Genomic DNA, 23152 nt, shown 5'->3' on the forward strand with positions numbered 1-23152 from the left:
CGTTTGTGAGGCGCGGGCAATAAGCTTTTGAACTTGACGCAAGAGTCCGGGGGACTCACTTTGCCGCTCCAACCGCAAAGGGGGCAATGATTCAATGGGTGTGATCGACAAATTTACGAGCCTGGACGTGAAGCCGGTCAAGGCACCGGTGCGCGCGCGCAAGGCCGTGGCTGCGCCTGTGCCGGACGTGGACTTGCCGCTCAATTCAATCCTCAAAGGCGATTGCATCGAGCATATGCGCGCGCTTCCAGACGCGAGCGTTGATATGATTTTCGCTGACCCGCCCTATAATCTCCAACTTGGCGGCGACCTCCTGCGCCCCGATGGCAGTCAGGTCGATGCGGTTGACGATGATTGGGACAAATTTGACAGCTTTGCCGCTTATGACCGCTTCACCAAAGCCTGGCTGGCCGAAGCGCGCCGCATCTTGAAGCCCGATGGTTCGATCTGGGTGATCGGCAGCTATCACAATATTTTCCGCGTCGGCACCGCGCTCCAAGATGGCGGCTTCTGGATTTTGAACGATGTGATCTGGGTGAAAGCGAACCCGATGCCGAACTTCAAAGGCACGCGCTTCACCAATGCGCATGAAACGCTGATCTGGGCGTCGAAGGGGGAAAAGGCGAAATATCATTTCAACTATCGCGTGATGAAGACGCTGAACGATGAATTGCAAATGCGCTCGGACTGGAATTTCCCGATTTGCGGCGGGCAGGAGCGGCTGAAAAAGGACGGCACCAAAGTCCATCCGACACAAAAGCCCGAAGCCTTGCTCTACCGCGTGCTGCTCGCCTGCACCAAGCCCGGCGATGTGGTGCTCGACCCTTTCTTCGGCACCGGCACCACCGGCGCGGTTGCGAAGCGTTTGGGGCGTAACTGGATCGGGATCGAGCGCGAGGATGATTATATCTCCGCCGCGACCCAACGTATCGAAGCCGAAATGCCCTTGGATGAATCGGCGGTTACGACCATGCAATCGCCCAAAGCCAAGCCGCGCGTGGCGTTCGGCACTTTGGTCGAAACCGGCTATCTCCAGCCCGGCGCGATCATATGCGACGCCAAGCGCCGCTGGAAAGCCACCGTGCGCGCCGATGGCAGCCTTGAGTGCGGCCCGGAAACCGGCTCGATCCACGGCCTCGGCGCAAAACTCCAAAACGCGCCAAGCTGCAACGGCTGGACCTTCTGGCATTATGAGGACGAAAAAGGTTTGTCGCCGGTGGATAAATTGCGCCAGAATTATTTGTTAGCGACGACGGTGTAAGCTTTATCCCCTCCCGTTTACGGGAGGGGCAACGGAGCCTTATGACCCAGAGCGCAGCGAAGGGGAATTAGGCGTAGTCGGGGAGGGCATGGTTTACGCTGTGCTAGCCGGCCAGACCCACCCCCGACCCCTCCCGCAAGCGGGAGGGGAGATTAGTTGCGCTTTAGGATAGGTTCCCATGATTTCACCCACCGACCGCATCTATCTCCAACCCACCGCCTTCGTCGCCCGCCCGCACGGGCTTGACGGACGGGTTGAGCGGCTGCGCGACGGGGCTTTATGGTATAGCGCCTACCAGCTTACATGGCGCGATGAAGCCGGAGGACGGCGCAAGGGCGAAACGCTGGTGCCGGTCGATGAGATTGAAGCGACACTCGCGGCCTTGCCCGATGCTGTCCGCGCGCAAGGTGAACGCCAGTTTGCCGCGCTACGCTCCCCCACCAAACCGCTAAGCTTGGGCGAACGCGTCATCCGGCTCGATCAGCCGAAAGTCATGGGCATCCTCAATGTCACGCCCGACAGCTTCTCCGATGGCGGCAAGCATATCGACAGCGAAGTCGCCGCCCATGCAGGGTTCGCGATGGGCGAAGCCGGCGCGGCACTCATAGATGTTGGCGGCGAATCCACCCGCCCCGGCGCGCCGCTCATCTGGGAGGGTGACGAGATAGAGCGGGTGCGGCCCGTCATCGAACGGCTCGCGCGCGGCGGGGTTGCGGTGTCGGCGGACACGCGCAAGGCCGCCGTCATGGAAGCGGCGCTCGGCGCGGGCGCGGCCATCATCAACGATATATCCGCGCTCCTTTATGACGAGCGCGCGCTTGATGTGGTGCGGAAGGCAGGCTGCCCCGTCATCCTCATGCACGCGCCCTCGCAAAAGAGCGACCCGCATGAAGGCGGCGATTATCAGGATGTGCTGTTCGACGTTTATGACTGGCTCGCCGCGCGCGTGGCGGCGGTCGAGGCGGCAGGCATTGCGCGCGACCATATCATCGTCGATCCCGGCATCGGCTTCGGCAAAGGCGTCGCGGATAATCTTGCGCTCATCAATGGCGCGGCCTTGTTCCACACGCTTGGCTGTCCGCTGCTTATCGGGGCGAGCCGCAAGCGGATGATCGGCGCGCTCGATCATGAAGCGCCCGCTGAGCGCCGTCTGGGCGGATCGCTCGCGCTGCATCTGGCCGCAATAGAGCGCGGCGCGCAAATTATCCGCGCGCATGATGTGCCCGAAACCGTGCAGGCCATCCGTTTATGGCAAGGCTTGCGCGATGCCGCGCTAACCCAGCCTTTCGTCGAACATTGACGCAACCAAAGCGCATCGCGGGGCGTTCTCTCTTGCATCCCTTACTAAGAAAGAGAGACAGATATGGACCTTCCCAACGGCACCCTTGTTGCAATCGCAGATGGCGAACAATTATTGCTGTTCCGCAATGAGGGCGATGAACAGCATATCAACCTTGCTAATGTGAAATCCCCCAAGATCAGCCTTGATAATAAGAGCGCGGGCGCCAAGGATCAGGATGGCGGCCCCGGCGGCTATGACGCGCGCCAGCTCGACGAATTTGCCCATGCCGCAGGCGTTGCCGAATGGCTGAACGGCGAGGTGTTGAACAACAAGATCGACAAGCTGGTGGTCGTCGCCGACCCGCGCTCGCTGGGCGAAATGCGGCGGCATTTCCACAAGGAAACCGAAGCGGCTTTGATTGGCGAACTGGCCAAGACGCTCACCAATTCGCCGGTGCCGGATATTGAAAAGGCGCTGAAGGCGGGGTGAAAAATCTCCCCTCCCTTTAGGGAGGGGTTGGGGGAGGGCCTGTCGAAGTGGCAGCGTAGTCCAAAGCCCTCCCCGACTGCGCCTAAGAATTTTCGCTTGCGCGTAAAATTCCTAAGGCTCCGTTGCCCAGCGAACGCGCTACTGCCCTGAACAGTTTTGCTTGCAGACAGACCCACCCCTAACCCCTCCCGCAAGCGGGAGGGGAATTGGTTACGCCGCCGTATCAATTCCCAGATCGGCGAGTTTGCGGTAGAGCGTCGAGCGGCCAATCCCAAGCCGCCGCGCGACTTCGGACATACGCCCGCGATAATGGCCGATGGCGAGGCGGATGACGTCGGCTTCAATATCTTCGAGCGGGCGCAAATTGCCGTCGGGAAGATAGAGCATCACCCCGATGCCGTCCGATTGACCCGCGCGCGGCGCTCCCGGCAATCGCCCGCTTAGCATCCGCGATATATGCGGAAATTCGGCGGGGGTCAGCGCATCGCCCTCGCAGGCAAGCGCGGCGCGGAACAAGGCGGCCTGCAACTGGCGCACATTGCCCGGCCAAGGATAAGCGATAAGCAGCCGCATCGCCTCTTCGGTCATGCCAAGACTGCGCATCCCCGGCAGCGTGCCGATGCGCGCGAGCAGATGGCGGGCGAGCGCGGCAATATCGCCGCCCCGTTCGCGCAGCGGCGGCAGCGTAATCTGCACCGCGCCCAGCTTATAATATAGATCTTCGCGGAACAGTCCTTCGGCCATCGCGCTTTTGAGCGGGGCGTCGGACGCGGCAATCACGCGCACATCGACCGTGCGCCCGCGCGTTGCGCCGATCGCCTGAACCTCGCCACTGTCGAGAAACCGGACAAGCCGTGTCTGCACGTCCATCGGCATAAGGTCTATCCGGTCGATGAAGATGGTGCCGCTATCGGCATCGTGGAGCATCCCCGATTGGCGGTCGAACGCACCGGCAAAAGCGCCGCGCTCATGGCCGAACAGGGCTGACCCGATAAGCCCCTTGGCAACCGCGCCGCAATCGATCCGGACCAGCGGATTGCGCCCGCGCGGGCTGGCCGCATGGATGGCATTGGCGATCACATCCTTGCCGGTCCCCGCTTCGCCCTCGACCAATACTGGCACGCGGGCGCGCGCGGCTTTGGCGGCAATGGCAAGCGCATTGCGAAATTGCGGGGCCGAACCGATTACTTCGTCAAAGGGGAGAGGGACCGTGAGTTTTTCGCTCAAGGGGCGCAATTCGCCATCGCCCTTGCGGCTGTCGGTTGCCGCCGCCAGCGCGCCGAGCAAGGCTTCGGGCGCAACAGGCTTGCGGATATAATCGGTAGCGCCCGCCCGCATGGCCGCCAGCGCCGCATCGGGCCGCGCTTCGCAGGTCATCACTAATAAGGGGAGGGCCGGGCGCTGTTCACGCAGCGCGCGCACAATGTCCGCGACATCGGCAATCCCGCTATCGGGTGCCCAATGGTCGATCAGCACCGCATCGAGCATCATCCCGTCCTGCGTCCCCAGCATGGCGAGCGCCTTTTCGGCGTCGCCTGCCAGCACGGTGCGCCAGCCACCACGCGCGGCCAGCGCCGACACCAGCCTTTGCCCCGCCGGTTCATCGTCGATCAGCATCAATAAAGGGGTGCCTTGCGGTGTGACCATCGGGCGCTATCCTCTTATATCGGCACGGCTTCCCATGTCCGCGCAGGTGTGAAGCGTCCTGTTTTAGGACAGAAGGCGTAAAAATCCTGTTAAGCCAATCTGCATCAAGCCCGCGCCACAACAATTCTCCCTACGGCATCTCTCCCTAGGGCAGCGCACAGACAAGCTGGCGTCGCTATGCTGCAAAGAAATGCTTTTACAAAAGCAGCCGCCGGGGCTTGAGGCTTTGCAAAGCCTTGGTTAAGGAAGAGCCCAAATCTTAAAGACCGAAGGGGAGTTTTATCATGGCCGAACAGGATATGAAGCAAGCCAATCAAAGCTATGGCGGCTTCGTCCAGCTCATCAAATGGGGTACGATAGTATCGATCATCTCGGTGGCGATCGTCATCTTGCTCATCGCTAACTGATCGGGGCCGCCAGTGAAAATCGCAGTCCTCAAGGAACAGGTTGAGGGCGAGCGTCGCGTTGCCGCGATCCCCGAAACCGTCAAAAAATTCGCCAGCCTCGGTGCGACCCTTGCGGTCGAACAGGGCGCAGGATTAGCGGCCAGCATTGCCGATGCGGATTATGAAGCCGCAGGGGCGAGCCTTGGCACCCGCGCCGATGTGCTCAAAGATGCCGACATTGTGCTCGCCATCCAGGGGCCGTCTGCCGAAAGCATCAAGGGCATCAAGCAAGGCGCCTGGCTGGTTGCGGGGCTGAACCCGTTCGGCGAACGCGCACGCGTGGATGATTATGCCGCGCTCGGCATTGATGCGCTGGCGATGGAATTCATGCCGCGCATTACCCGCGCGCAGTCGATGGACATCCTGTCCTCGCAATCCAACCTTTCCGGCTACAAGGCGGTGATTGACGCCGCGGCAGAATATGGCCGCGCTTTCCCGATGATGATGACGGCGGCGGGCACGGTAAGTGCGGCTAAAGTCTTTGTCATGGGCGTCGGCGTTGCCGGCTTGCAAGCGATTGCGACCGCGCGGCGTTTGGGCGCGCAAGTATCGGCAACTGACGTGCGGGCTGCGACCAAGGAGCAGATTGAAAGCTTGGGCGCCAAGGCGATTTTCGTCGATAGCGTCAAGGGCATCGAGGGCGAAGGCACGGGCGGCTATGCCACCGAAATGTCGGACGAATATAAGGCCGCACAAGCCGAACTTGTTTCGTCACACATCGCTAAGCAGGACATTGTCATCACCACCGCGCTCATTCCGGGCCGCCCCGCGCCGCGCCTGATTTCGGACGCGCAACTGGCAACGATGCGCAATGGCAGCGTGATTGTCGACTTGGCGGCCGAACAAGGCGGCAATGTCGAAGGCGTGGTGGCCGGAGCGATTACGCAAATCCACGGCGTCAAAGTCATCGGCGCGCAAAATATGCCCGCACGGCTGGCCGCCGACACTTCGGCCCTGTTCAGCCGCAACCTCTATAATTTCCTCTCGGCCTTCTGGGACAAGGAAGCGGGCAAACCCGTGTTACCCGACGACGACGAAATCACCCAAGCCATCCGCCTGACCCAAGGCGGCAAGGTCGTGAATGAGAGGTTGTTGGGGTGAGGGTAGGGATGTCTTCTTATTCCTCCCCGGAACGGGGAGGGGGAGATGCGAGGGTCGCCGAGCGATCGAACGCTATTGCCTTGTTGAGAGGGAGACACCCCTCCGACACACCCTTTGGGTGTGCCACCTCCCCTTTTAGGGGAGGAGATTTTTACGAGGCGCTGACATGTCATCATCCTCCCCTGCAAGGGGAGGTGGCAGGCGCGTCAGCGCCTGACGGAGGGGTATTTCCCTCTCCGGATAGGGCATCACCCCTCCACCATCCGCTGCGCGAACGGTCCCCCTCCCCTTGCAGGAGAGGATTTTGATGCTGCAAGGGATCGGTAATACCGGACATAAAGCGCGCAATCTGCGTCAGGCCATGTCGCCGCCGGAAGTTATTTTATGGCGTGAATTACGCAAACGCCCGGCAGGTTTTAAATTTCGCAGGCAACATCCGTCCGGCGCCTATATTGCCGACTTTTATTGCCACGAAGCGCGGTTGGTGATTGAGGTAGATGGTTTCGCGCATGATACCGGCACTCAACCCGAACGCGATCGCGTGCGCGACGGCTGGTTCGCAGCGCGCGGGGTCATGACCTTGCGTATTTCTGCCCGTGATGTGCTGCGCAATCTCGATTATGTCATAAACCATATTACCGAAACCGCCCGCCAAAGGGGCGCTGCCCTCCAATATCCTCCCCTGCAAGGGGAGGTGGCAGCCGCCGTGGCGGCTGACGGAGGGGTATTCCCCTCTCCGGACAGCGCAACACCCCTCCGTCTTGCCCTGAAGGGCAATCCACCTCCCCTTGCAGGGGAGGATTAAGGAGCCATCATGGACTTTATTTCAATTCTATCCATTTTCGTCCTCGCCTGTTTTGTCGGCTATTATGTCGTCTGGTCGGTCACGCCTGCGTTGCACACGCCGTTGATGGCGGTGACCAATGCGATTTCTTCGGTGATTATTGTGGGTGCGTTGATTGCGGCGGCGGCTGTCGGGTTGAGCGATGGCGGGACGGTGTCCAAATGGCTCGGCCTTTTTGCGGTGGTGCTCGCGAGTATCAATATTTTCGGTGGCTTTGCCGTCACCGCGCGGATGCTTGCCATGTATAAGAAGAAGGAACGGTGAGGGTGGGCTTGTCTGTGAGCCTGTCCTCACGTCATCCCCGGCTTGACCGGGGATCCATCTCCCGGCTTGGCGGTTCGCGGGTCGCGCCGGAGATGGATTCCCGCTTTCGCGGGCATGACGAAAATGAAAAATATATCGGGGGAACAATATGATACATGAAATACCAGCCTGGGTGAGCATTGCTTATCTGATTGCGGGCGTGTGCTTCATATTGGCGCTCCGTGGCCTGTCGTCGCCGGCGACGTCGCAGCGCGGTAACCGGTTGGGTATGATCGGCATGGGCATCGCGGTCGTAACAACGCTCGTCACCCATATGCCGATGTACGGGAGCAGCTTGACCGACAGCTATGTCGGGCCGGATTTGGGCGCTTTAGGCCTCATATTGGGCGCGATTGCGATTGGCGCGGTGATCGGCTTTGCGATTGCCAAGAAGATTGCGATGACCGACATGCCGCAACTTGTCGCGGCTTTCCACAGTCTTGTCGGCTTGGCCGCGGTGCTGGTGGCCGCTGCCGCCTATCTCAATCCCGAAGCATTCGGCATTGTCGGTGAAGATGGCCTCATCAGCCCGGTGAGCCGCGTCGAAATGGGGCTGGGGGCCGCGATTGGCGCGATTACCTTCTCCGGATCGGTGATTGCGTTTTTGAAACTTGCGGGCAAAATGTCCGGTGCGCCGATCATCCTGCCGCTGCGCCATGTCATCAATCTTGGCACGCTGGCGGCGATTGTGGGCCTCACCGCCTATTTCACGCAGGACCAGAGCCAGTGGATTTTCTGGACGATTTTGGCGCTGTCCTTCATCATCGGCTTCCTGCTTATCATCCCGATTGGCGGGGCGGATATGCCGGTCGTCGTGTCGATGCTGAACAGCTATTCGGGCTGGGCGGCAGCGGCGATGGGCTTCACGCTCCACAATAGCGCGATGATTATCACCGGCGCGTTGGTCGGCTCGTCGGGCGCGATTTTAAGCTACATCATGTGCCGCGCGATGAACCGCAGCTTCCTGTCGGTGATCGCAGGCGGGTTCGGCGCGGAAGCGGCGGCAGGTGGCGGCGAAGCCAAAGAGCAACGCCCGTGGAAGCGCGGCTCTGCCGAAGACGCGGCCTTCCTCATGGCCCAAGCCGACAATGTCATCATCGTGCCGGGCTATGGCATGGCGGTGGCGCAGGCCCAGCATGTGCTGCGCGAAATGGGCGACCTTCTCAAAAAAGAAGGCGTCAACGTCAAATATGCGATCCATCCGGTCGCGGGGCGTATGCCGGGCCATATGAATGTGCTGCTCGCCGAAGCCAATGTGCCTTATGATGAAGTGTTTGAGCTGGAGGATATTAACAGCGAATTTGCGCAAGCGGACGTTGCCTTTGTCATCGGCGCGAATGACGTCACCAACCCTGCGGCCAAGACCGACAAGACATCGCCGATTTACGGGATGCCGGTGCTCGACGTCGAAAAGGCCAAGACGGTGTTGTTCGTCAAACGCTCGATGGGCGGGGTCGGCTATGCTGGTGTCGACAATGATGTTTTCTATATGGATAACACCATGATGCTGCTCGCGGACGCCAAGAAAATGGTCGAAGAAATTGTGAAATCGCTGAACGGCGGGGGGCATTAAGCCGCCCGTTTCGGCCCTGTCCGCACCCGTGCCCGCGCCCTCGCTGCACACGCGCCGACATCCCCGCCGATACCCGACACGATTTTTTACGCCGAAGCGGTCCGGTATTTCTTGGCAAGCAGGCCTGCTTCACGCTAACCAGAACGCAACCAAACGTCGCCCCGGCAGTCGGTCGGGGCGACGTTTCTTTACATGACGGGTGAGGGAAAATGCGCAAACTGGGCCTGATCGGAGGGATGAGCTGGGTCTCGACCGAAACATATTATCGCATCATCAACCAGCAGATTCAAAAGCGGGTGGGCGGTATGTGTTCCGCGCCGCTGGTAGTGGAAAGCCTCAATTTCTGCGACCTGTCGCGCATCGAAACCGACGAGCAATGGGCACACGCCACCGAGGCCTTGAAAGCATCGGCCAAGCGGCTTGAAAAAGCGGGCGCAACCGCGATCCTCATCTGCGCCAACTCGATGCACAAAGTGTATGACGAGGTGCAAAAATCGGTCAAAATCCCGATCCTCCATATCGTCGATGCGATTGGCGCAAAGATGCAGGCGGACGGCGTCCAGAACGCCGCGCTTATCGGCACGCATAATGTGATGACCGGCAAATGGTATCGCCAGCGGCTTGTCGGCCACGGCATCAGTTTGAAAACGGTCGGCGATGGCGAAGCGGAAAAGATCGACAAGATCATCTATGATGACCTGATGTTCGGCCGCGTCACCCGCGATGCCGAACGCGAGCTTAAAACCTATATCACCAATATCGACCAGGCCGATTTCGACGCGGTGGTGCTGGGCTGCACCGAGCTGGATCTCATTGTCGATACCAAGGCCAATGTGCTGCCGATTTACGACAGCACCGAATTGCACGCGCTCGCCGGTGTGGAGTGGATTTTGGGGGATGCGCCGTAGGGGGCTAGAAAATAAAAACCTCGTCATTCCCGCGAAAGCGGGAATCCATCTGGGGACCTTGCGGGTAGCCTGTCGCGGATAATACCGCAAAACCTTAAGGTTAGGAGATGGATCCCCGGTCAAGCCGGGGATGACGAAGTGTAAACATACTGCCGTCGCTTCTACCGCGCCCGCGTCCAGGTCTGCGTTTGGCAGAACGGCCCCAGACAGCCTTTGACGCTCAACGTCCCGTTGGGGTTCAATTTCACAAAACTTTTATACGTCTTGCCCTTGCGCGGGTCGTAAATCTGGCCGCGCCAGCTATCCCCGTCGGCGACAAAGTTGGACAGCAAGGTGATGCCCTGCACCGGACGGTTACGCAGCGCGGGGTTGGGATTATTCTGGTCCTTCGCGCCCGCGCGGCCCTTTTCCAGCACCTGCACCAAACGCCCGCACAAGGCGCGGCCGCAAGGCGCAATCTGGATGACGCCGCCCTTGGACTGGTCGAGCCAGCGCCCAGTGACGGGTTGGGGCGCGGCGGCTACAGGCGCGGCGATGGCGGCGAGTGCAAGCGCTGCGAGCGAATAGGTGGTGAATTTCATAAAATCTCCCCTCCGTGGGACTATGCGTGAACTGACGGGATGAGGATTTAGACGTGCTTCGCTGAGATTTTAGTGAACGCGGCTTTCATATTATATTCACATTGATGTCAGTGTGTAAAATTGTGGCGCGCGCTATTCTCGTTCTCCCCCTTTCGTCATTGCGAGCGCCGTAGGCGCGCGGCAATCCAGAGTCGCGCTGCGCCAACACTGGATTGCTTCGTCGCTGCGCTCCTCGCAATGACGAAGATGGAGGAGTATGGAAAAGAGGACCAGCCCTCCCGGTCACACCCACAGCAACGCCGCAGCAATCACACCCGCCCCCACCACAATCGCGCCCGCAATCCACCGGCCCGCACTTGCAATGGCCGGGCCATAATCGGGCGGGGGAGGGGGGAGGGGCCTGTCCGCCTCCAGCTTTTGCACCGCGCTGCGTAACAAACGCGGCGCATCATCGCCGATGCGGCCCACTTCGCGCAGCAAGGCCTGCACATTGGGTTGCCAATGGTCGGGCGACAGCCGCGCCTGCAAAATCCTCATCGACGAGCGCCGCATCGCTTCGCTCAAATCAAAATCGGGCGCAATCTGGAGCAGCACGCCGTCCAAGGTCACCAAGGCTTTGAAAATCAGCAGCAGGTCGGGCGGCATGGTCATGCGTTCGCTGCGCATCAGTGCCATGAAATCGGCGACCATTTCGCTCAACACCAGCCGCCCGCCCGAATGGCGCTGGACCAATCGTTCGGCGGCGAGCTGCACTTTGTCTGGCGACGCATCGCTTCCTGCCGACCAGATGGCGAGCACATCGGCCAGTCCTTTGGGATTGCCGTTGGCGAGTGCCTGTACAAAGTCGATCAATTCTTCGCGGCGGCGCGGCGAGACATGGCCGATCATCCCGCAATCGAGCAATGCAATGCGGTTCCCCGTAAGGCACAGCAAATTGCCGGGATGCGGATCACCATGAAAGCGGCCATTGACCAGCACCATGTCGAGCACAGCATCCGCGCCAAGGCTTGCAATGGCGTGGGGGTCGATCCCGGCGGCGCGCAGGCGTACACCATCGCGCGGGGCGATCCCTTCGACATAATCCATCACTAGCAAGGTTTCGGACGACCAGCCCCAATGGATGCGCGGCACGACTATTTTGGGATTGCGCGTGAAATCGGCACGCAGCCGGTCGGCATTGCGGCCTTCTATGGTGAAATCCAGCTCCTCCAATATCGCTTCGGTCAATTGCTGGAGGAGCGCGGCGGGCTGGAACCGCTTCATTTCGGCGCTCGCGCTTTCCGCGATCGCTGCGAGTTGTGCGATCAGGCGCAAATCCGCTTCCACACGCGGGCGGATGCCGGGGCGGCGGATTTTGAGCACGACCTCGGTGCCTTGCGCGCCCTCCTCGGCGTGGAGGGTCGCGCAGTGGACCTGCGCCATCGACGCGGCGGCGAGCGGTTCGGGGTCAAATGTCGCAAAGGCGGTTTCGGGCGGCTCGCCCAAAGCCTCTTCAACCGCCGCGCGCAAATCGGCAAAGGCAAGCGTCGGGGCTTGGCTGTGTAATTGCTCGAGTTCGCTGGTCCATTCGGGCGGCAGCAAATCGCTGCGCGTCGCCAAAATTTGACCGAGCTTGATAAAGGTCGGCCCCAAGGCTTCGAGCGCAAGCCGGGTGCGGCGCGGCAGGCTGTCAGGGTCGCTATCGGCATCGGCCTCGCGCGCCTTGCCGCTGCGCTCCAGCCCGAACCGCGCGAGCAATACGCCCAAGCCGAAGCGCGAGGCCACCTGCACAATCTCGCGCAACCGCTCACGATCCCGATGGGCAACGGCAATGGTTTTTATCATAGGAGGACAATATCCGTGGTTGGCGCACGGCGGAAAACCGTGCGTGGGAACAGCGGGAGCCAGGCCATATCCAACCCTCAACGCATTGCCCGCCTTTATGTTGCGCATAAAAGTCTGTGCCGTTTACGGAGGAGAAAGACGCGAGGTAGCGGTGCCCACATAAGCCTCCCCTCAAAAGGGGAGGTGGCATTTGCGTCAGCAAATGACGGAGGGGTGACACCCTCACGATAGCAAGACACCCCTCCGTCACGCCCTTCGGGCGCGCCACCTCCCCTTGTAGGGGAGGATTTCCGGCGCAAATTGCACGGAACAAAACTGTCCTACATCAATCGCCCCGGCCAAGCTTACCGCCGAATCGGGCTTTGCGCCCATATGTTAAGGAGCAGATTGCGGATGGCTTTTAACGATAAAATCCGGTGCGTTATGAAGGGGGCGCAATACCATATATTGCGGTCCAAAAATTTGCCGTTTTGCCTGAACTTTGCGAAGTTAAGGGGGTATTTTCGGGAGAAAATTGAGGTTTTTGAATTTTCGCGCGCGGACCACAAGATATTGATCCCACAGTATAAGAAAGGAGGGGCGCAAGCTTCATAGAAGGCTTGGCGAAAGCGCGGGCAAGGCTTTAAGGAAGGGGCATAGTTCCCTCCAGCAGGACAGCCGCCATGACCGCTCCGTCGCTCACCCTTTATGATTATTTCCGCTCGTCGGCCTCGTACCGGGTGCGGATTGCGCTCAATTTGAAGGGCGTGGCTTATGAGGCGGTGCCGACCAATTTGGTCGAAGGTGCGCAAAGAGCGGCGGAGCATCTCGCACGCAACCCGCAAGGCTTTGTGCCGACGCTGGAGCATGACGGCCAGTTTTTGGGGCAGAGCCTTGTGATCATCGACTGGCTCGATGCGCGCTATCCGCAAGCCCGCCTGATCCCGGCAGAAGCGGACGCGCGGGCCAAGGTGCTGGCGGCGGCGATGGTGATTATTGCGGACATCCACCCGCTCAATAATTTGCGGGTGCTGAAATATCTGAAAGCCGAATTTGGCGCGACGCAGGAGCAGGTAGATGATTGGTATCGCCACTGGATAGCGGAAGGTTTCACGGCGCTGGAAGCCTTGGCGCCGACGCAAGGCTTGTTCGGCGGCGATGCGCCTGATCTGGTCGATGTCTGTCTGGTGCCGCAAATTTATAATGCGCGGCGGTTCGATACATCGCTCGATGCGTTCCCCAAGCTGGTGCGGATTGATGCGGCGCTGACGGCGATGGACGCCTTTGCCAAGGCCGCACCCGAGGCCGTACAACCGGCATGAGGCGGGCGCAATTTTTGATGGCGGGTGCGTTGGTGACGGGCGCGCTGGTGGCGCTGTTGCCCGCTGCCGCTGTGGCACAGGAAGGCGGCGAGGAGGCCGACCTTCAGCCTGTATCGGTCTGCTGTGCGCAGGAGATAGTGGTGATCGGCGGGGCGCTTCCCCGCAAGGACATAAGCGGGCAGGAGGTGGTGCTGGACCGCGACCGGCTGCGCACAACCGCCAGTGGCCGCGTCGAAGATGCGCTGCGCGATGTGGCGGGGTTGCAGCAATTCCGCCGCTCCGACGCGCGCTCCGCCCACCCCACCAGTCAGGGCATGACCTTGCGGGGGTTGGGCGGCAATGCGGCGAGCCGGACGGTGGTGCTGCTCGACGGCGTGCCGGTGACAGACCCGTTCGGCGGCTGGGTCAACTGGCCGTCTATATCGGCGCAGCGTCTCGGAAGCGTGCGGGTGACGCGCGGCGGTTCGGGTCTGACCGGCGGCCCCGGCGGGGTGGCGGGGAGCATCGAGCTGTTCAGCGAAAATGACCCCGGCGATCATCCGGCTTTTGCAGGCGGACTGGCCTATGGCAGCCGCAATAGTGTGAGCGCCGACGGGTTGGTTTCTGCCATTTTGGGCAGCGGTTCCGCGATGCTGGCAGCGGGCTATGAACGCAGCGACGGCTTCTATCCGACGCCCCGCCACCAGCGCGGAAAAGCGGACCAGCGCGCGCCCTATGAGCAGGCCAATCTGCTCGCGCGCGGGGTGATCGACCTTGATGATGCGACCCGCTTGCAGGCTGTTCTGTCGGGCTTTTACGACGCGCGCAATCGCGGCACCGCTTATAGCGACAGCCGTAGCGCCGGGGCCGATGCGAGTGTCCGGCTGGTGCATGAAGGCAGGCTTCCTTGGTCGGCAATGCTCTATGGCCAGTTGCGGCAGATGCGCTCCGGCTTTGCAAGCGTCAGCGCCGACCGCAACAGCGTCAATCCGACGCTCGACCAATATCGGGTGCCTGCGACCGGTTGGGGCGGCGCGTTTGAAATCCGCCCGTTGAAGGCGCTGACATTGGGCGCGGACGGCCGCTTTACCAGCGGGGCGAGCCGTGAACGCTATAGTTTTGTCGCGGGCGCGCCGACACGGCTGCGCAAAGCGGGGGGACGGGCGGGAACGGTCGGGGCCTATGCCGCGCTGCGTCAGGATGTGGGGGACAAAGTCACGCTCCAAGCCAGCGCGAGGCTTGACCATTGGCGGCTATCGGGCGGCATATTGGAGGAGCAATTTTTCGGCGGGCCATCCCTTACCGATAACCATTTCCCGCGCCGCTCAGGCTGGGAGCCTTCGGCAAGCGGGGCGGTGCGGCTGCGCCTGACGGAAGGCCTTACACTAAGGGGAGCGGCCTATAGCAATTGGCGGCTGCCGACGCTCAACGAATTATACCGGCCATATCGGGTGGGGACCGACGCGATTGCCGCCAATCCCGCGCTCGACCCCGAACGGGTGCGCGGGGTCGAAGCGGGGCTGGAACTTGCGCCGGAGCGCGGCATCCGCCTGTCCGCAACCCTCTATGCCAACCGGCTCAACGGCGCGATTGCCAATGTCAGTCTGGCCGAAGGGCCGGGCAATTTCCCCGGCGTCGGTTTTGTCGCGGCGGGCGGCACTTATAAGCAGCGCCGCAATCTGGACGCGATATCGAGCCGCGGCGCGGAACTTGATGCCAGCCTTGCGCTCGGCAGCCGGTGGAGCCTAGGCGCGGCCTATGCCTATACCGATGCGTCGGTACGCGCATCCGGCGCGAGTGCGCCGCTCGACCGGCTCCGCCCCGCGCAAGTGCCCAAGCATAGCGGCGCGTTGCGGCTGGGTTTCAAGGGGGAAAATGTCGACGCGATGCTGGCAGCGCGCTATATTGGCGCACAGTTTGAAGACGACCAGAATCGCATCCGCCTCGCCCCTGCCTTGACGCTCGATGCGATGGTCGGGGCCAAGATAAGCGAGCGGTTCAGGGTGGAACTGCGCGGCGAAAATCTGGGCAACCGCACGGTCGAAGCGACACGCTCGCGCACCGGCATTATCGAACGGGCCTTGCCCCGCACGCTGTGGTTGGGCTTGCGCTATGCGGTCGAATAAGCAAGAGCCTGTGGGGCAACGCGCATAGCGAAAATTATTACGGACAAATCGGGGACAGGATAAGCAGCATGGCCAAGGCGGAACTCAATCTTTCAAGCTTCACGCCCTATCGCCTGTCGGTCACTTCCAATGTGGTGAGCGATCTTATTGCGCGGGAATATCAAAGCCGCTTCGGCCTTAAAATCCCGGAATGGCGCGTGATCGCCGTGATGGGGGAGGGCGAAGCGCAGACGCAACGCGATCTCGTCCACCTCACCCATATGGACAAGGTCACGGTCAACCGCGCGACCAAAGCGTTGGTCGACCGCCGCCTCCTGTCCCGCACCCCCAGCGAAAAGGATGGCCGCTCGCACCATCTGGAATTGAGCGCGGCGGGGTGGGATTTATATAATGAAATCTCGCCGGCTGCGCTTGCGATGGAGGCCAAAATCCTGGCGGTGCTGAACGAAGAGGAGCGGGCGACTTTGCTGACTTTGCTCGACAAGGTTCAGGGGTCGGCGGAATATGCGGCGGAGCGGTTGTAGGCGGTCTTTCTTACAGCCTAGCGGGAAAAGCCTATTTAACGTGTGCCTGCCCTAACTCTTGCGCCGAATCTTCTGCGGTGGTAAGTTGGTTTCAAGTGAAACTAATTAAGCAGATGAGGACGTGATGGCCGACCTTTTTGAAAACCCGCTGGGGCTCGACGGATTTGAATTTATTGAATTTTGCGCGCCGGAAAAAGGCCAGCTTGAACCCGTGTTCGAGCGTATGGGCTTCACCCGCATCGCGCACCACCGCTCCAAAGATGTCGACCTGTGGCGTCAGGGCGGCATCAACCTCATCGTCAATTATGAACCGCGCAGCCCGGCGGCCTTTTTCGGCGCAGAACATGGCCCGTCGGCGTGCGGCATGGGTTTCCGAGTCAAAGATGCGGCGAAGGCTTATGACCTTGCGATCGAACGCGGCGCGGAGCCGGTCGAAACCAAAACCGGTGCGATGGAATTGCGCATCCCCGCGATCAAAGGCATTGGCGGCGCGCTCATCTATCTGATCGACCGTTATGCGGACGAAGCCAATCCCGATGCGCTCTCCATTTATGATATCGACTTTGAATATCTCCCCGGTGTGGACCGTCACCCGGTCGGCAACGGGTTCAAGATTATCGACCATCTGACGCACAATGTTTATGGTGGCCGCATGGCCTATTGGGCGTCTTTCTATGAGCGCATCTTCGGCTTCCGCGAGATCCGCTATTTCGACATTAAGGGCGAATATACCGGCCTTACTTCCAAGGCGATGACCGCGCCCGATGGCAAAATCCGTATTCCTTTGAACGAGGAAGGCAAAGCGGGCGGCGGCCAGATTGAAGAATATCTGCGTGCGTTTAACGGCGAGGGCATCCAGCATATCGCGCTCATCTGCGACGACCTCATCCCGAGCCTAGACAAGCTGCGTGATGGCGGGGTGCCGCTGATGGATCCGCCGCCGGCCACCTATTATGAAATGCTCGAAGACCGCTTGCCGGGCCACGGCGAGCCGACCGAAGAACTGCAAAAGCGCGGCATTTTGCTCGACGGGTCGACCGAGCAAGGCGACCCGCGTCTCCTCCTCCAGATTTTCGCCCAGCCCGAAATCGGCCCGGTTTTCTTTGAATTCATCCAGCGCAAAAAAGATGAAGGCTTTGGCGAAGGCAATTTCACCGCTTTGTTCAAATCCATCGAAGCCGACCAGTTGAAGCGCGGTGCGCTTGATATGAAGGAAGACGCATAATGTCGGTCACGCCCACCACTATGGCACCGGCAGAAGAAGCGCCCGCGCTTCCGTTCAGCCTCAGCCGCATCCACCATGTCGCCTATCGCTGCAAAGATGCGAAAGAGACAGTCGAATGGTATCAGCGCGTGTTGGGCATGGATTATGTGACCGCATTTTCCGAAGACCATGTGCCGTCCACCGGGGCTTATGATCCTTATATGCACGTGTTTCTGGATTGCGGCGGCGGCAATGTGCTGGCCTTTTTTGAGCTGCCCAAACAGCCCGATATGGGCCGCGATGAAAATACCCCCGCATGGGTGCAGCATCTCGCCTTCGAGGTCGACTCGGTTGACACTTTGCTCACGGCAAAGGCGCATATCGAGGGGCAGGGGATTGATGTCCTTGGCCCCACCTATCACGGTATTTTCAAGTCGATCTATTTCTTCGATCCCAATGGCCACCGGCTGGAACTTGCCGCCAATATCGGGACGGCGGAGCAATATCAGGAATTGCGCACCGTCGCGCCGTTGATGCTCGAAGAGTGGAGCAAGACCAAGACCGCGCCGCGCTATGCGGAATGGCTGCACAAAGAAGAGATTGTCGTTCCCGAATAATTGCGCAACAACAGCGCGGTCATAAAATTATAAAGAGGATAGCCCCATGAAACTCGCTTCGCTCAAATCCGGGCGCGACGGCAAACTTGTCGTCGTGTCAAAAGATATTGCCTGGTATGCGGATGCGAGCCACATCGTGCCGACCTTACAGGCGGCGCTTGATGATTGGGATCGTTACGCGCCCGATCTGGAGGCGCTGGCGACCGACCTTGAACATGAAGCCATCCCGCGCGAACGCTTTCATGAACATGATGCGGCAGCGCCTTTGCCGCGCGCTTATCAATGGGCGGACGGGTCGGCTTATGTGAACCATGTCGCGCTGGTGCGCCAAGCGCGCGGGGCAGAAATGCCGGAAAGTTTCTGGCATGATCCGTTGATGTATCAGGGCGGTTCGGATGCGTTTTTGGGGCCACGCGATGATATTCCGCTCGCCGATGAAAGCTGGGGCTGTGACCTTGAAGCCGAAGTGGTGGTTGTGACCGGCGATGTGCCGCAGGGCGCAAGCCGCGAGGAGGCGTTGGCCGCGGTGCGCTTGGTGGGACTCACCAACGATGTGAGCCTGCGCAACCTGATCCCCGGAGAACTCGCCAAAGGGTTCGGCTTTTTCCAGTCCAAGCCCTCCAGCTCCTTTTCGCCGGTGTTCGTGACGCCTGACGAATTGGGCGACCGCTGGGCGGACGGCAGGCTTGCAGGTGCCTTGTTCGTGGATTTGAACGGCCAGCCTTTTGGCCGCGCGGATGCAGGCGCGGATATGACATTCGATTTCGGCACTTTGGTAGCCCACGCCGCGAAAACCCGCCGCCTTGGTCCCGGCACGATCATCGGGTCCGGCACGGTTTCCAACCGCGATGCCCAAGGCGGCCCCGGCAAGCCGGTATCCGAAGGTGGGCTGGGCTATAGCTGTATCGCCGAAGTGCGGATGGTCGAAACCATCCAGTCGGGTGCGGCCGCAACGCCCTTCCTCAAAAAAGGTGACAGCGTGCGCATCTGGATGGAAGATGACAAGCATCACCCGATCTTTGGTGTGATCGAACAGACAGTCGCTTAAAAGCAAAGCGTATCAAATAATAAAAAGGGGAGCAGTGACGCCCCCCTTTTTTATTTGGCCTTTTTGCTCGGTTTAGCCGTTGTCAGGCACCGCCTAATGCGCCGCCTGACATGGCGTCCTTGATCGAACAGGCCGCAGGGCCAAGGATCACGACGAACAGGGTCGGCAAAATGAACAGGATGAGCGGCACTGTCATAATGGCGGGCAGGCGCGCGGCTTTTTCTTCCGCGCGCATCATACGTTCGTTGCGGAATTCCGCGGACAGAACACGCAGGGCCGATGCGAGCGGCGTCCCGTATTTTTCCGTCTGGATCATGGTCGTGGTCACGCCTTTGACGGATTCCAGATTGACGCGATAGCACAGATTTTCAAACGCCTGCCGTCGCTCGGTGAGGAAGCCGAGTTCGATTGCGGTGAGCGCAAATTCTTCGCCCAGTTCGGGATAGGCCTTGCCCAATTCCTTTGATACGCGGTGAAATGCCGCATCGACCGTCAAACCGGCCTCGGCGCAAATGACGAGTAGATCGAGCGCATCGGGAAGCCCCTTGCGGATCGCGTCGGTGCGCTTGGCGCGCTTATTGTCGATAACCAAGTCGGGCGCTTTATAGGCGATGATAAGCGCGCCCGCGAAAATCATGAATTTTTTGAACGGCGACCAGTCCACGCCCATATTGGACAGATAGACAATATATCCAGCCGCCAACCCGACCACGATCGGCAGGATAAGCCGCCCGAACACCACACGGATGGCAAGATCTTTGGAGCGAATGCCCGCTTGGGCCAGCTTTTGCTGGATGGTCTGGAGCTGTTCGTCCTGCAATACTTTAAGCGACGACAGGAAGGACCGCATCTTGTCGGTCGTTTCATTCTTGTTGATCAGCTTGGCGCGACGTTTGGCGGTCGAGGTCGTAATGCCGACCTTAAGCTGTTCACGCCGATCATTAAGCGCCTTCACACGCTTGGCCATCGGGTTGCGCGCGGTGGTGGCTGCATAGATTGCGACGAGTACGGCGAAAGTGCCGAGTGCCGACAAAATGGTCGCAACCCAAAGAACATCAACGCCGAGTAGCGTGGGGCCGGTAGAAGCTGGTGGTGTCATATTATGTCCCTCTTCCGGCTCAAATTTCGAAGTTGATCATTTTGGCCATGATCGCGACGCCGATGCTCATCCACACCATTGCGCCTAAGCCGGTAGCAATGAGGATGGGGTTGATGAAAAATCCGGAAATATAATGGGGATTGACCATATAAATCATGCCGAAGATGACGAACGGCAAGCAGCCAAGAATATAGGCTGATGCCTTGGCTTCGGATGACAGGGCCTTGACCTTCAACTTCATCTGCGCGCGTTTGCGCAACACGTCTGACAGGTTCGATAGGGTCTCGGCGAGATTGCCACCGGTTTCGCGCTGGATTGCCGTGGTAATGCAAAAAAACTGGAATTCCGCCGTCGCAATTTGTTCGGCGGCGTCTTGCAAAGCCCCGTCCATGCTGCGTCCGATGCGGATGCGCTCGACGATGGATTTGAACTCTTCGCCAACGGGCCCCGGTATTTCGACCGCGACTACCTGTAAAGTTTCCGAAATCGGCAGACCGGAGCGAAGCCCGCGCACAAGAAGGTCAATGGCGTCGGGGAAATTTTTGACAAAGTCGTTAAGCCGCCGCTTGATGAGTATTCCTACAACCATATGCGGAACGCCAAGTCCTATGACGAGTCCGGCGAACAGGCAGAGGAGGAAGGGGGCGCCAAGCAGCTTCAGCAGAAAAGCGGCTGCGGTTGCAACGCCCAGATTGAGCCAAACATAATTATTGAGCGACCAGCCTTTTCCCGTGCGTTGAAGGCGCAAAGCGAGCAATTCACGGTTAGGCAATAATTTTGCCAGCGAGTTATTTTCCGACGTGCGCGCTGCGATGGTTTTACGCATTTGCGCTTCCATTGCCGCTTCGCGCGAGGTGGTGTGCCGTTCGCGGATGGACGACAAGCGTCGCCCTTGTGCCTTGGCCTCGGACGGTCCGGCAAGTGCGGCGATGATGACGAGCAACAGCAATAATGCGCCCCCGCCCAAAATCATCCATTCAAACTGCATCACATTCCCCTGTTACAAGCTGCCGCCCCGAAAAGCGGAACAGCTTGCCCACGTCCTTATTTCTTGTCTTTTTTGGACAAGAGCGATTTGAAGCCACCCATTTTGCCCGCAAGCGATACGGGCTTGGCTTTGGCGTTGCCCTTGCCATTGGCGCCGTCGTCTTGTTCGTCGGCATTATCGCTTGCGATCACCTTATTGGCGATGGCGAGGAGCGCCTGACCTGTCTTGGTCGATTTCGCGACTTCGCCCACGGTCTTGCCGAGCTTTGCGGCCTGGATGAAGACTTTGCTGTCTTCATTCACCAGCACGTCAATCGGACGTTCGATCGATTCTTCAAATTCCTTGCGGCTGATTTCCGTCGGGCCAGCGGGGACGCGGTTGGCGACCACGATGATCTGCGTTTGCGGCGCATTAGTGCGCAGCCAAGCGAGGATGCGGATCGTATCGCGCGCGCCCGCGAGCGTCAGTTCCGTCACCACCACAACCGATTGCATATCGGTCATCAGATGCGGATATTGGATCAGCATATTGCGCGGAATATCGACGATGGTGGTTTCGAACCCGCCCTTCAATTCTTCCTGTAACTGGAAAAAGGCGCTGCCATCGGTGAGGACGGGTTGGTGGATCGGCGCTTCGGCCGACAGGATCGATAAACGGTCGGATGCCCGCACCATAGCGCGTTCGATGAACAGCCCGTCAATGCGGCTGGGATTGTCGATAGCGTCGGTAAGCCCGCGTCCCGGCTCCAGATCCATGCTGAGCGCGCCCGTGCCGAAATGGATGTCGAGGTCGAGAAGCGCGGTGTGGCGCGCAAGCTGTGCGCTCATCAGCCAAGCAACCGAAGTTGCAACCGATGATGCGCCCGCGCCGCCCCGCACGCCGATGACGGCGGACAGGATATGCGGACGGTCTGCGCCCAATTCGACCTGACGCGGTGCGTTGAACACAGCTTGGGCCTGCGCCAAAGAATCGCGCAGCTGGTCGGGCGAGAAAGGCTTCAGCAGATAATCTTGGATGCCGCTTCCCAACAGGTCGCGATAAAGGCGCACATCATTGACCTGTCCTGTTGCGATAACCACGGTGCCCGGCTCGCACACTTCGGCGAGCGCGTTAATATCGTTCAGTGGATCACCCGATTCCGAAAGGTCCACGAACAATATGTTAGGGCTGGCCGAAATCGACAGCGACTGGACCGCATTGCGCAGGCCGCCTTTATAGCATTTTTCCACCTGCCAACCCATTTCGGCAGCTATGGGTCGGATGATGTCTAATGTATCTTCATCGCACACATAGGCCGAAAACTGGTCACGTAGGCCGGGGGCTTTAAACGGAGCGTTCATCAGTTTTTGCCCCCTTCTTTTGTGTCATTGACCTTGAGGCCGTTTTTGCCCGTGGGTTCGGCCTCGCGATAGGCTTTGATTGCCTTGGCCGCAGCGACCGGGTCAGACAGCGCGCCATTAGCGCCTCTGACCAGATCCTGCGGGTCGGCGACCATGGCGGCGAGATTGCTGTTGACCGCACAGCCATAGTTGGAGCTGGTCGCGCTGTTGAAATCGGTAACCGATTTGGAGGACCAATCCGGACAACCCGGGACAGATGCTTGCGAGCGGCTGATGACGACGCGCAGGCTCCCCGGCGCTACCGTCCCGGAGGTGATGGGTGCCGCACGGGCCATCATCATGCCGTGACCTGCCACAAGCTGGGCAATGGCTTCATGCGCATCCTTATTGCCATAAGGGGCGGGGTCATCAATTGCGACATGATCGCCATAGCCGATTCCCATCGCCTCTAGCCAATCAGATAGACGTCGCTGTTCCGACACCGGAAGTGCGCCGCCAGAGGTTGAAAGATCCATCACATAATGGGTCTGGCTCACCACGGGTTGATGCACTGAATCAAGGCTGCGGTTGGTCTGGGTTGCGGTGCCAGCACAGCCTGACAAAAGGGAAGCGGAGATCGCCAGCGCCATGAGGGCAGATTTGCCAAACATATTTTTCATGAGAAACA

22 protein-coding genes are annotated in these 23152 nt (G+C 59.9%); 15 read left to right on the forward strand and 7 right to left on the reverse strand.

Annotated features, from left to right (window positions below; all coding sequences use genetic code 11):
* The first annotated feature begins 94 nt into the window (after positions 1-94).
* From DMP17_RS00445 to DMP17_RS00455, 3 genes are all read left to right on the forward strand, one after another.
* The gene (locus DMP17_RS00445) at positions 95-1261 is read left to right on the forward strand and encodes a site-specific DNA-methyltransferase (RefSeq protein WP_337827113.1); all 1167 of its coding nucleotides are present in this window, start codon (positions 95-97) and stop codon (positions 1259-1261) included.
* Positions 1262-1439: 178 nt separating this feature from the next.
* The gene (folP, locus tag DMP17_RS00450; protein WP_337827114.1) at positions 1440-2561 is read left to right on the forward strand and encodes a dihydropteroate synthase; all 1122 of its coding nucleotides are present in this window, start codon (positions 1440-1442) and stop codon (positions 2559-2561) included.
* A 63-nt stretch (positions 2562-2624) separates the two neighbouring features.
* Positions 2625-3032 (forward strand): host attachment family protein, encoded by a 408-nt coding sequence (locus DMP17_RS00455; RefSeq protein WP_337827115.1) that lies wholly within the window; start codon positions 2625-2627, stop codon positions 3030-3032.
* Between the two features lie 210 nt (positions 3033-3242).
* Here DMP17_RS00455 and DMP17_RS00460 read toward each other — a convergent pair whose 3' ends face one another.
* Positions 3243-4679, reverse strand: a complete 1437-nt coding sequence (locus DMP17_RS00460; protein WP_337827116.1) for a sigma-54-dependent transcriptional regulator — start codon at positions 4677-4679, stop codon at positions 3243-3245.
* Between the two features lie 284 nt (positions 4680-4963).
* On the opposite strand from DMP17_RS00460, the gene DMP17_RS00465 reads away from it, so the two are divergent.
* The 6 genes from DMP17_RS00465 to DMP17_RS00490 all read left to right on the forward strand — a co-directional run bounded on the left by DMP17_RS00465 (position 4964) and on the right by DMP17_RS00490 (position 9854).
* The gene (locus DMP17_RS00465) at positions 4964-5086 is read left to right on the forward strand and encodes a hypothetical protein (protein ID WP_337827117.1); all 123 of its coding nucleotides are present in this window, start codon (positions 4964-4966) and stop codon (positions 5084-5086) included.
* Positions 5087-5098: 12 nt separating this feature from the next.
* A complete protein-coding gene (locus DMP17_RS00470) occupies positions 5099-6226 on the forward strand; it encodes a Re/Si-specific NAD(P)(+) transhydrogenase subunit alpha (protein WP_337827118.1) in 1128 nt (375 codons plus the stop codon).
* Between the two features lie 307 nt (positions 6227-6533).
* On the forward strand, positions 6534-7031 hold the full coding sequence (locus tag DMP17_RS00475) for an endonuclease domain-containing protein (protein WP_337827119.1): 498 nt from the start codon (positions 6534-6536) through the stop codon (positions 7029-7031).
* A gap of 9 nt (positions 7032-7040) precedes the next feature.
* Entirely contained in the window at positions 7041-7334 is a 294-nt protein-coding gene (locus DMP17_RS00480) for a proton-translocating transhydrogenase family protein (protein WP_337827120.1), read from the forward strand.
* A gap of 172 nt (positions 7335-7506) precedes the next feature.
* The gene (locus tag DMP17_RS00485) at positions 7507-8946 is read left to right on the forward strand and encodes an NAD(P)(+) transhydrogenase (Re/Si-specific) subunit beta (RefSeq protein ID WP_337827121.1); all 1440 of its coding nucleotides are present in this window, start codon (positions 7507-7509) and stop codon (positions 8944-8946) included.
* A 209-nt stretch (positions 8947-9155) separates the two neighbouring features.
* On the forward strand, positions 9156-9854 hold the full coding sequence (locus DMP17_RS00490; protein ID WP_337827122.1) for an aspartate/glutamate racemase family protein: 699 nt from the start codon (positions 9156-9158) through the stop codon (positions 9852-9854).
* A gap of 161 nt (positions 9855-10015) precedes the next feature.
* Here DMP17_RS00490 and DMP17_RS00495 read toward each other — a convergent pair whose 3' ends face one another.
* The gene (locus DMP17_RS00495) at positions 10016-10435 is read right to left on the reverse strand and encodes a DUF2147 domain-containing protein (protein WP_337827123.1); all 420 of its coding nucleotides are present in this window, start codon (positions 10433-10435) and stop codon (positions 10016-10018) included.
* Positions 10436-10717: 282 nt separating this feature from the next.
* Positions 10718-12259 (reverse strand): ABC1 kinase family protein, encoded by a 1542-nt coding sequence (locus DMP17_RS00500; protein WP_337827124.1) that lies wholly within the window; start codon positions 12257-12259, stop codon positions 10718-10720.
* 662 nt (positions 12260-12921) lie between these two features.
* On the opposite strand from DMP17_RS00500, the gene maiA reads away from it, so the two are divergent.
* The 6 genes from maiA to DMP17_RS00530 all read left to right on the forward strand — a co-directional run bounded on the left by maiA (position 12922) and on the right by DMP17_RS00530 (position 19058).
* On the forward strand, positions 12922-13560 hold the full coding sequence (maiA, locus tag DMP17_RS00505) for a maleylacetoacetate isomerase (RefSeq protein ID WP_337827125.1): 639 nt from the start codon (positions 12922-12924) through the stop codon (positions 13558-13560).
* Positions 13557-15665 (forward strand): TonB-dependent receptor, encoded by a 2109-nt coding sequence (locus DMP17_RS00510; protein WP_337827126.1) that lies wholly within the window; start codon positions 13557-13559, stop codon positions 15663-15665. Before maiA ends, DMP17_RS00510 begins: the two co-directional genes overlap by 4 nt.
* 68 nt (positions 15666-15733) lie before the next feature.
* Positions 15734-16189, forward strand: coding sequence for a MarR family winged helix-turn-helix transcriptional regulator (locus tag DMP17_RS00515; RefSeq protein WP_337827127.1), 456 nt, complete (start codon positions 15734-15736; stop codon positions 16187-16189).
* 124 nt (positions 16190-16313) lie between these two features.
* Positions 16314-17414: a 4-hydroxyphenylpyruvate dioxygenase gene (gene hppD, locus DMP17_RS00520; protein ID WP_337827128.1), complete on the forward strand. Its 1101-nt coding sequence runs from the start codon at positions 16314-16316 to the stop codon at positions 17412-17414.
* Complete coding sequence (locus DMP17_RS00525; protein ID WP_337827129.1) at positions 17414-18010, forward strand: VOC family protein; 597 nt, start codon at positions 17414-17416, stop codon at positions 18008-18010. Before hppD ends, DMP17_RS00525 begins: the two co-directional genes overlap by 1 nt.
* A 46-nt stretch (positions 18011-18056) precedes the next feature.
* Positions 18057-19058 carry a fumarylacetoacetate hydrolase family protein gene (locus DMP17_RS00530; protein WP_337827130.1) on the forward strand — a complete coding sequence of 334 codons (1002 nt, stop codon included), beginning with the start codon at positions 18057-18059 and terminating at the stop codon, positions 19056-19058.
* An 82-nt stretch (positions 19059-19140) separates the two neighbouring features.
* On the opposite strand, the gene DMP17_RS00535 is transcribed toward DMP17_RS00530, so the two are convergent.
* From DMP17_RS00535 to DMP17_RS00550, 4 genes are read right to left on the reverse strand one after another with little or no spacing between them, the layout of a single operon-like run.
* The gene (locus tag DMP17_RS00535; protein ID WP_337827131.1) at positions 19141-20157 is read right to left on the reverse strand and encodes a type II secretion system F family protein; all 1017 of its coding nucleotides are present in this window, start codon (positions 20155-20157) and stop codon (positions 19141-19143) included.
* Positions 20158-20176: 19 nt separating this feature from the next.
* Complete coding sequence (locus DMP17_RS00540; protein WP_337827132.1) at positions 20177-21145, reverse strand: type II secretion system F family protein; 969 nt, start codon at positions 21143-21145, stop codon at positions 20177-20179.
* Positions 21146-21201: 56 nt separating this feature from the next.
* Positions 21202-22485 (reverse strand): hypothetical protein, encoded by a 1284-nt coding sequence (locus tag DMP17_RS00545; RefSeq protein WP_337827133.1) that lies wholly within the window; start codon positions 22483-22485, stop codon positions 21202-21204.
* Positions 22485-23144 (reverse strand): CpaD family pilus assembly protein, encoded by a 660-nt coding sequence (locus tag DMP17_RS00550; protein WP_337827134.1) that lies wholly within the window; start codon positions 23142-23144, stop codon positions 22485-22487. The genes DMP17_RS00545 and DMP17_RS00550 overlap by 1 nt, the downstream gene beginning before the upstream one ends.
* Positions 23145-23152: the final 8 nt, after the last annotated feature.

The sequence above is a fragment of the Pseudonocardia sp. TMWB2A genome, from assembly GCF_017312135.1.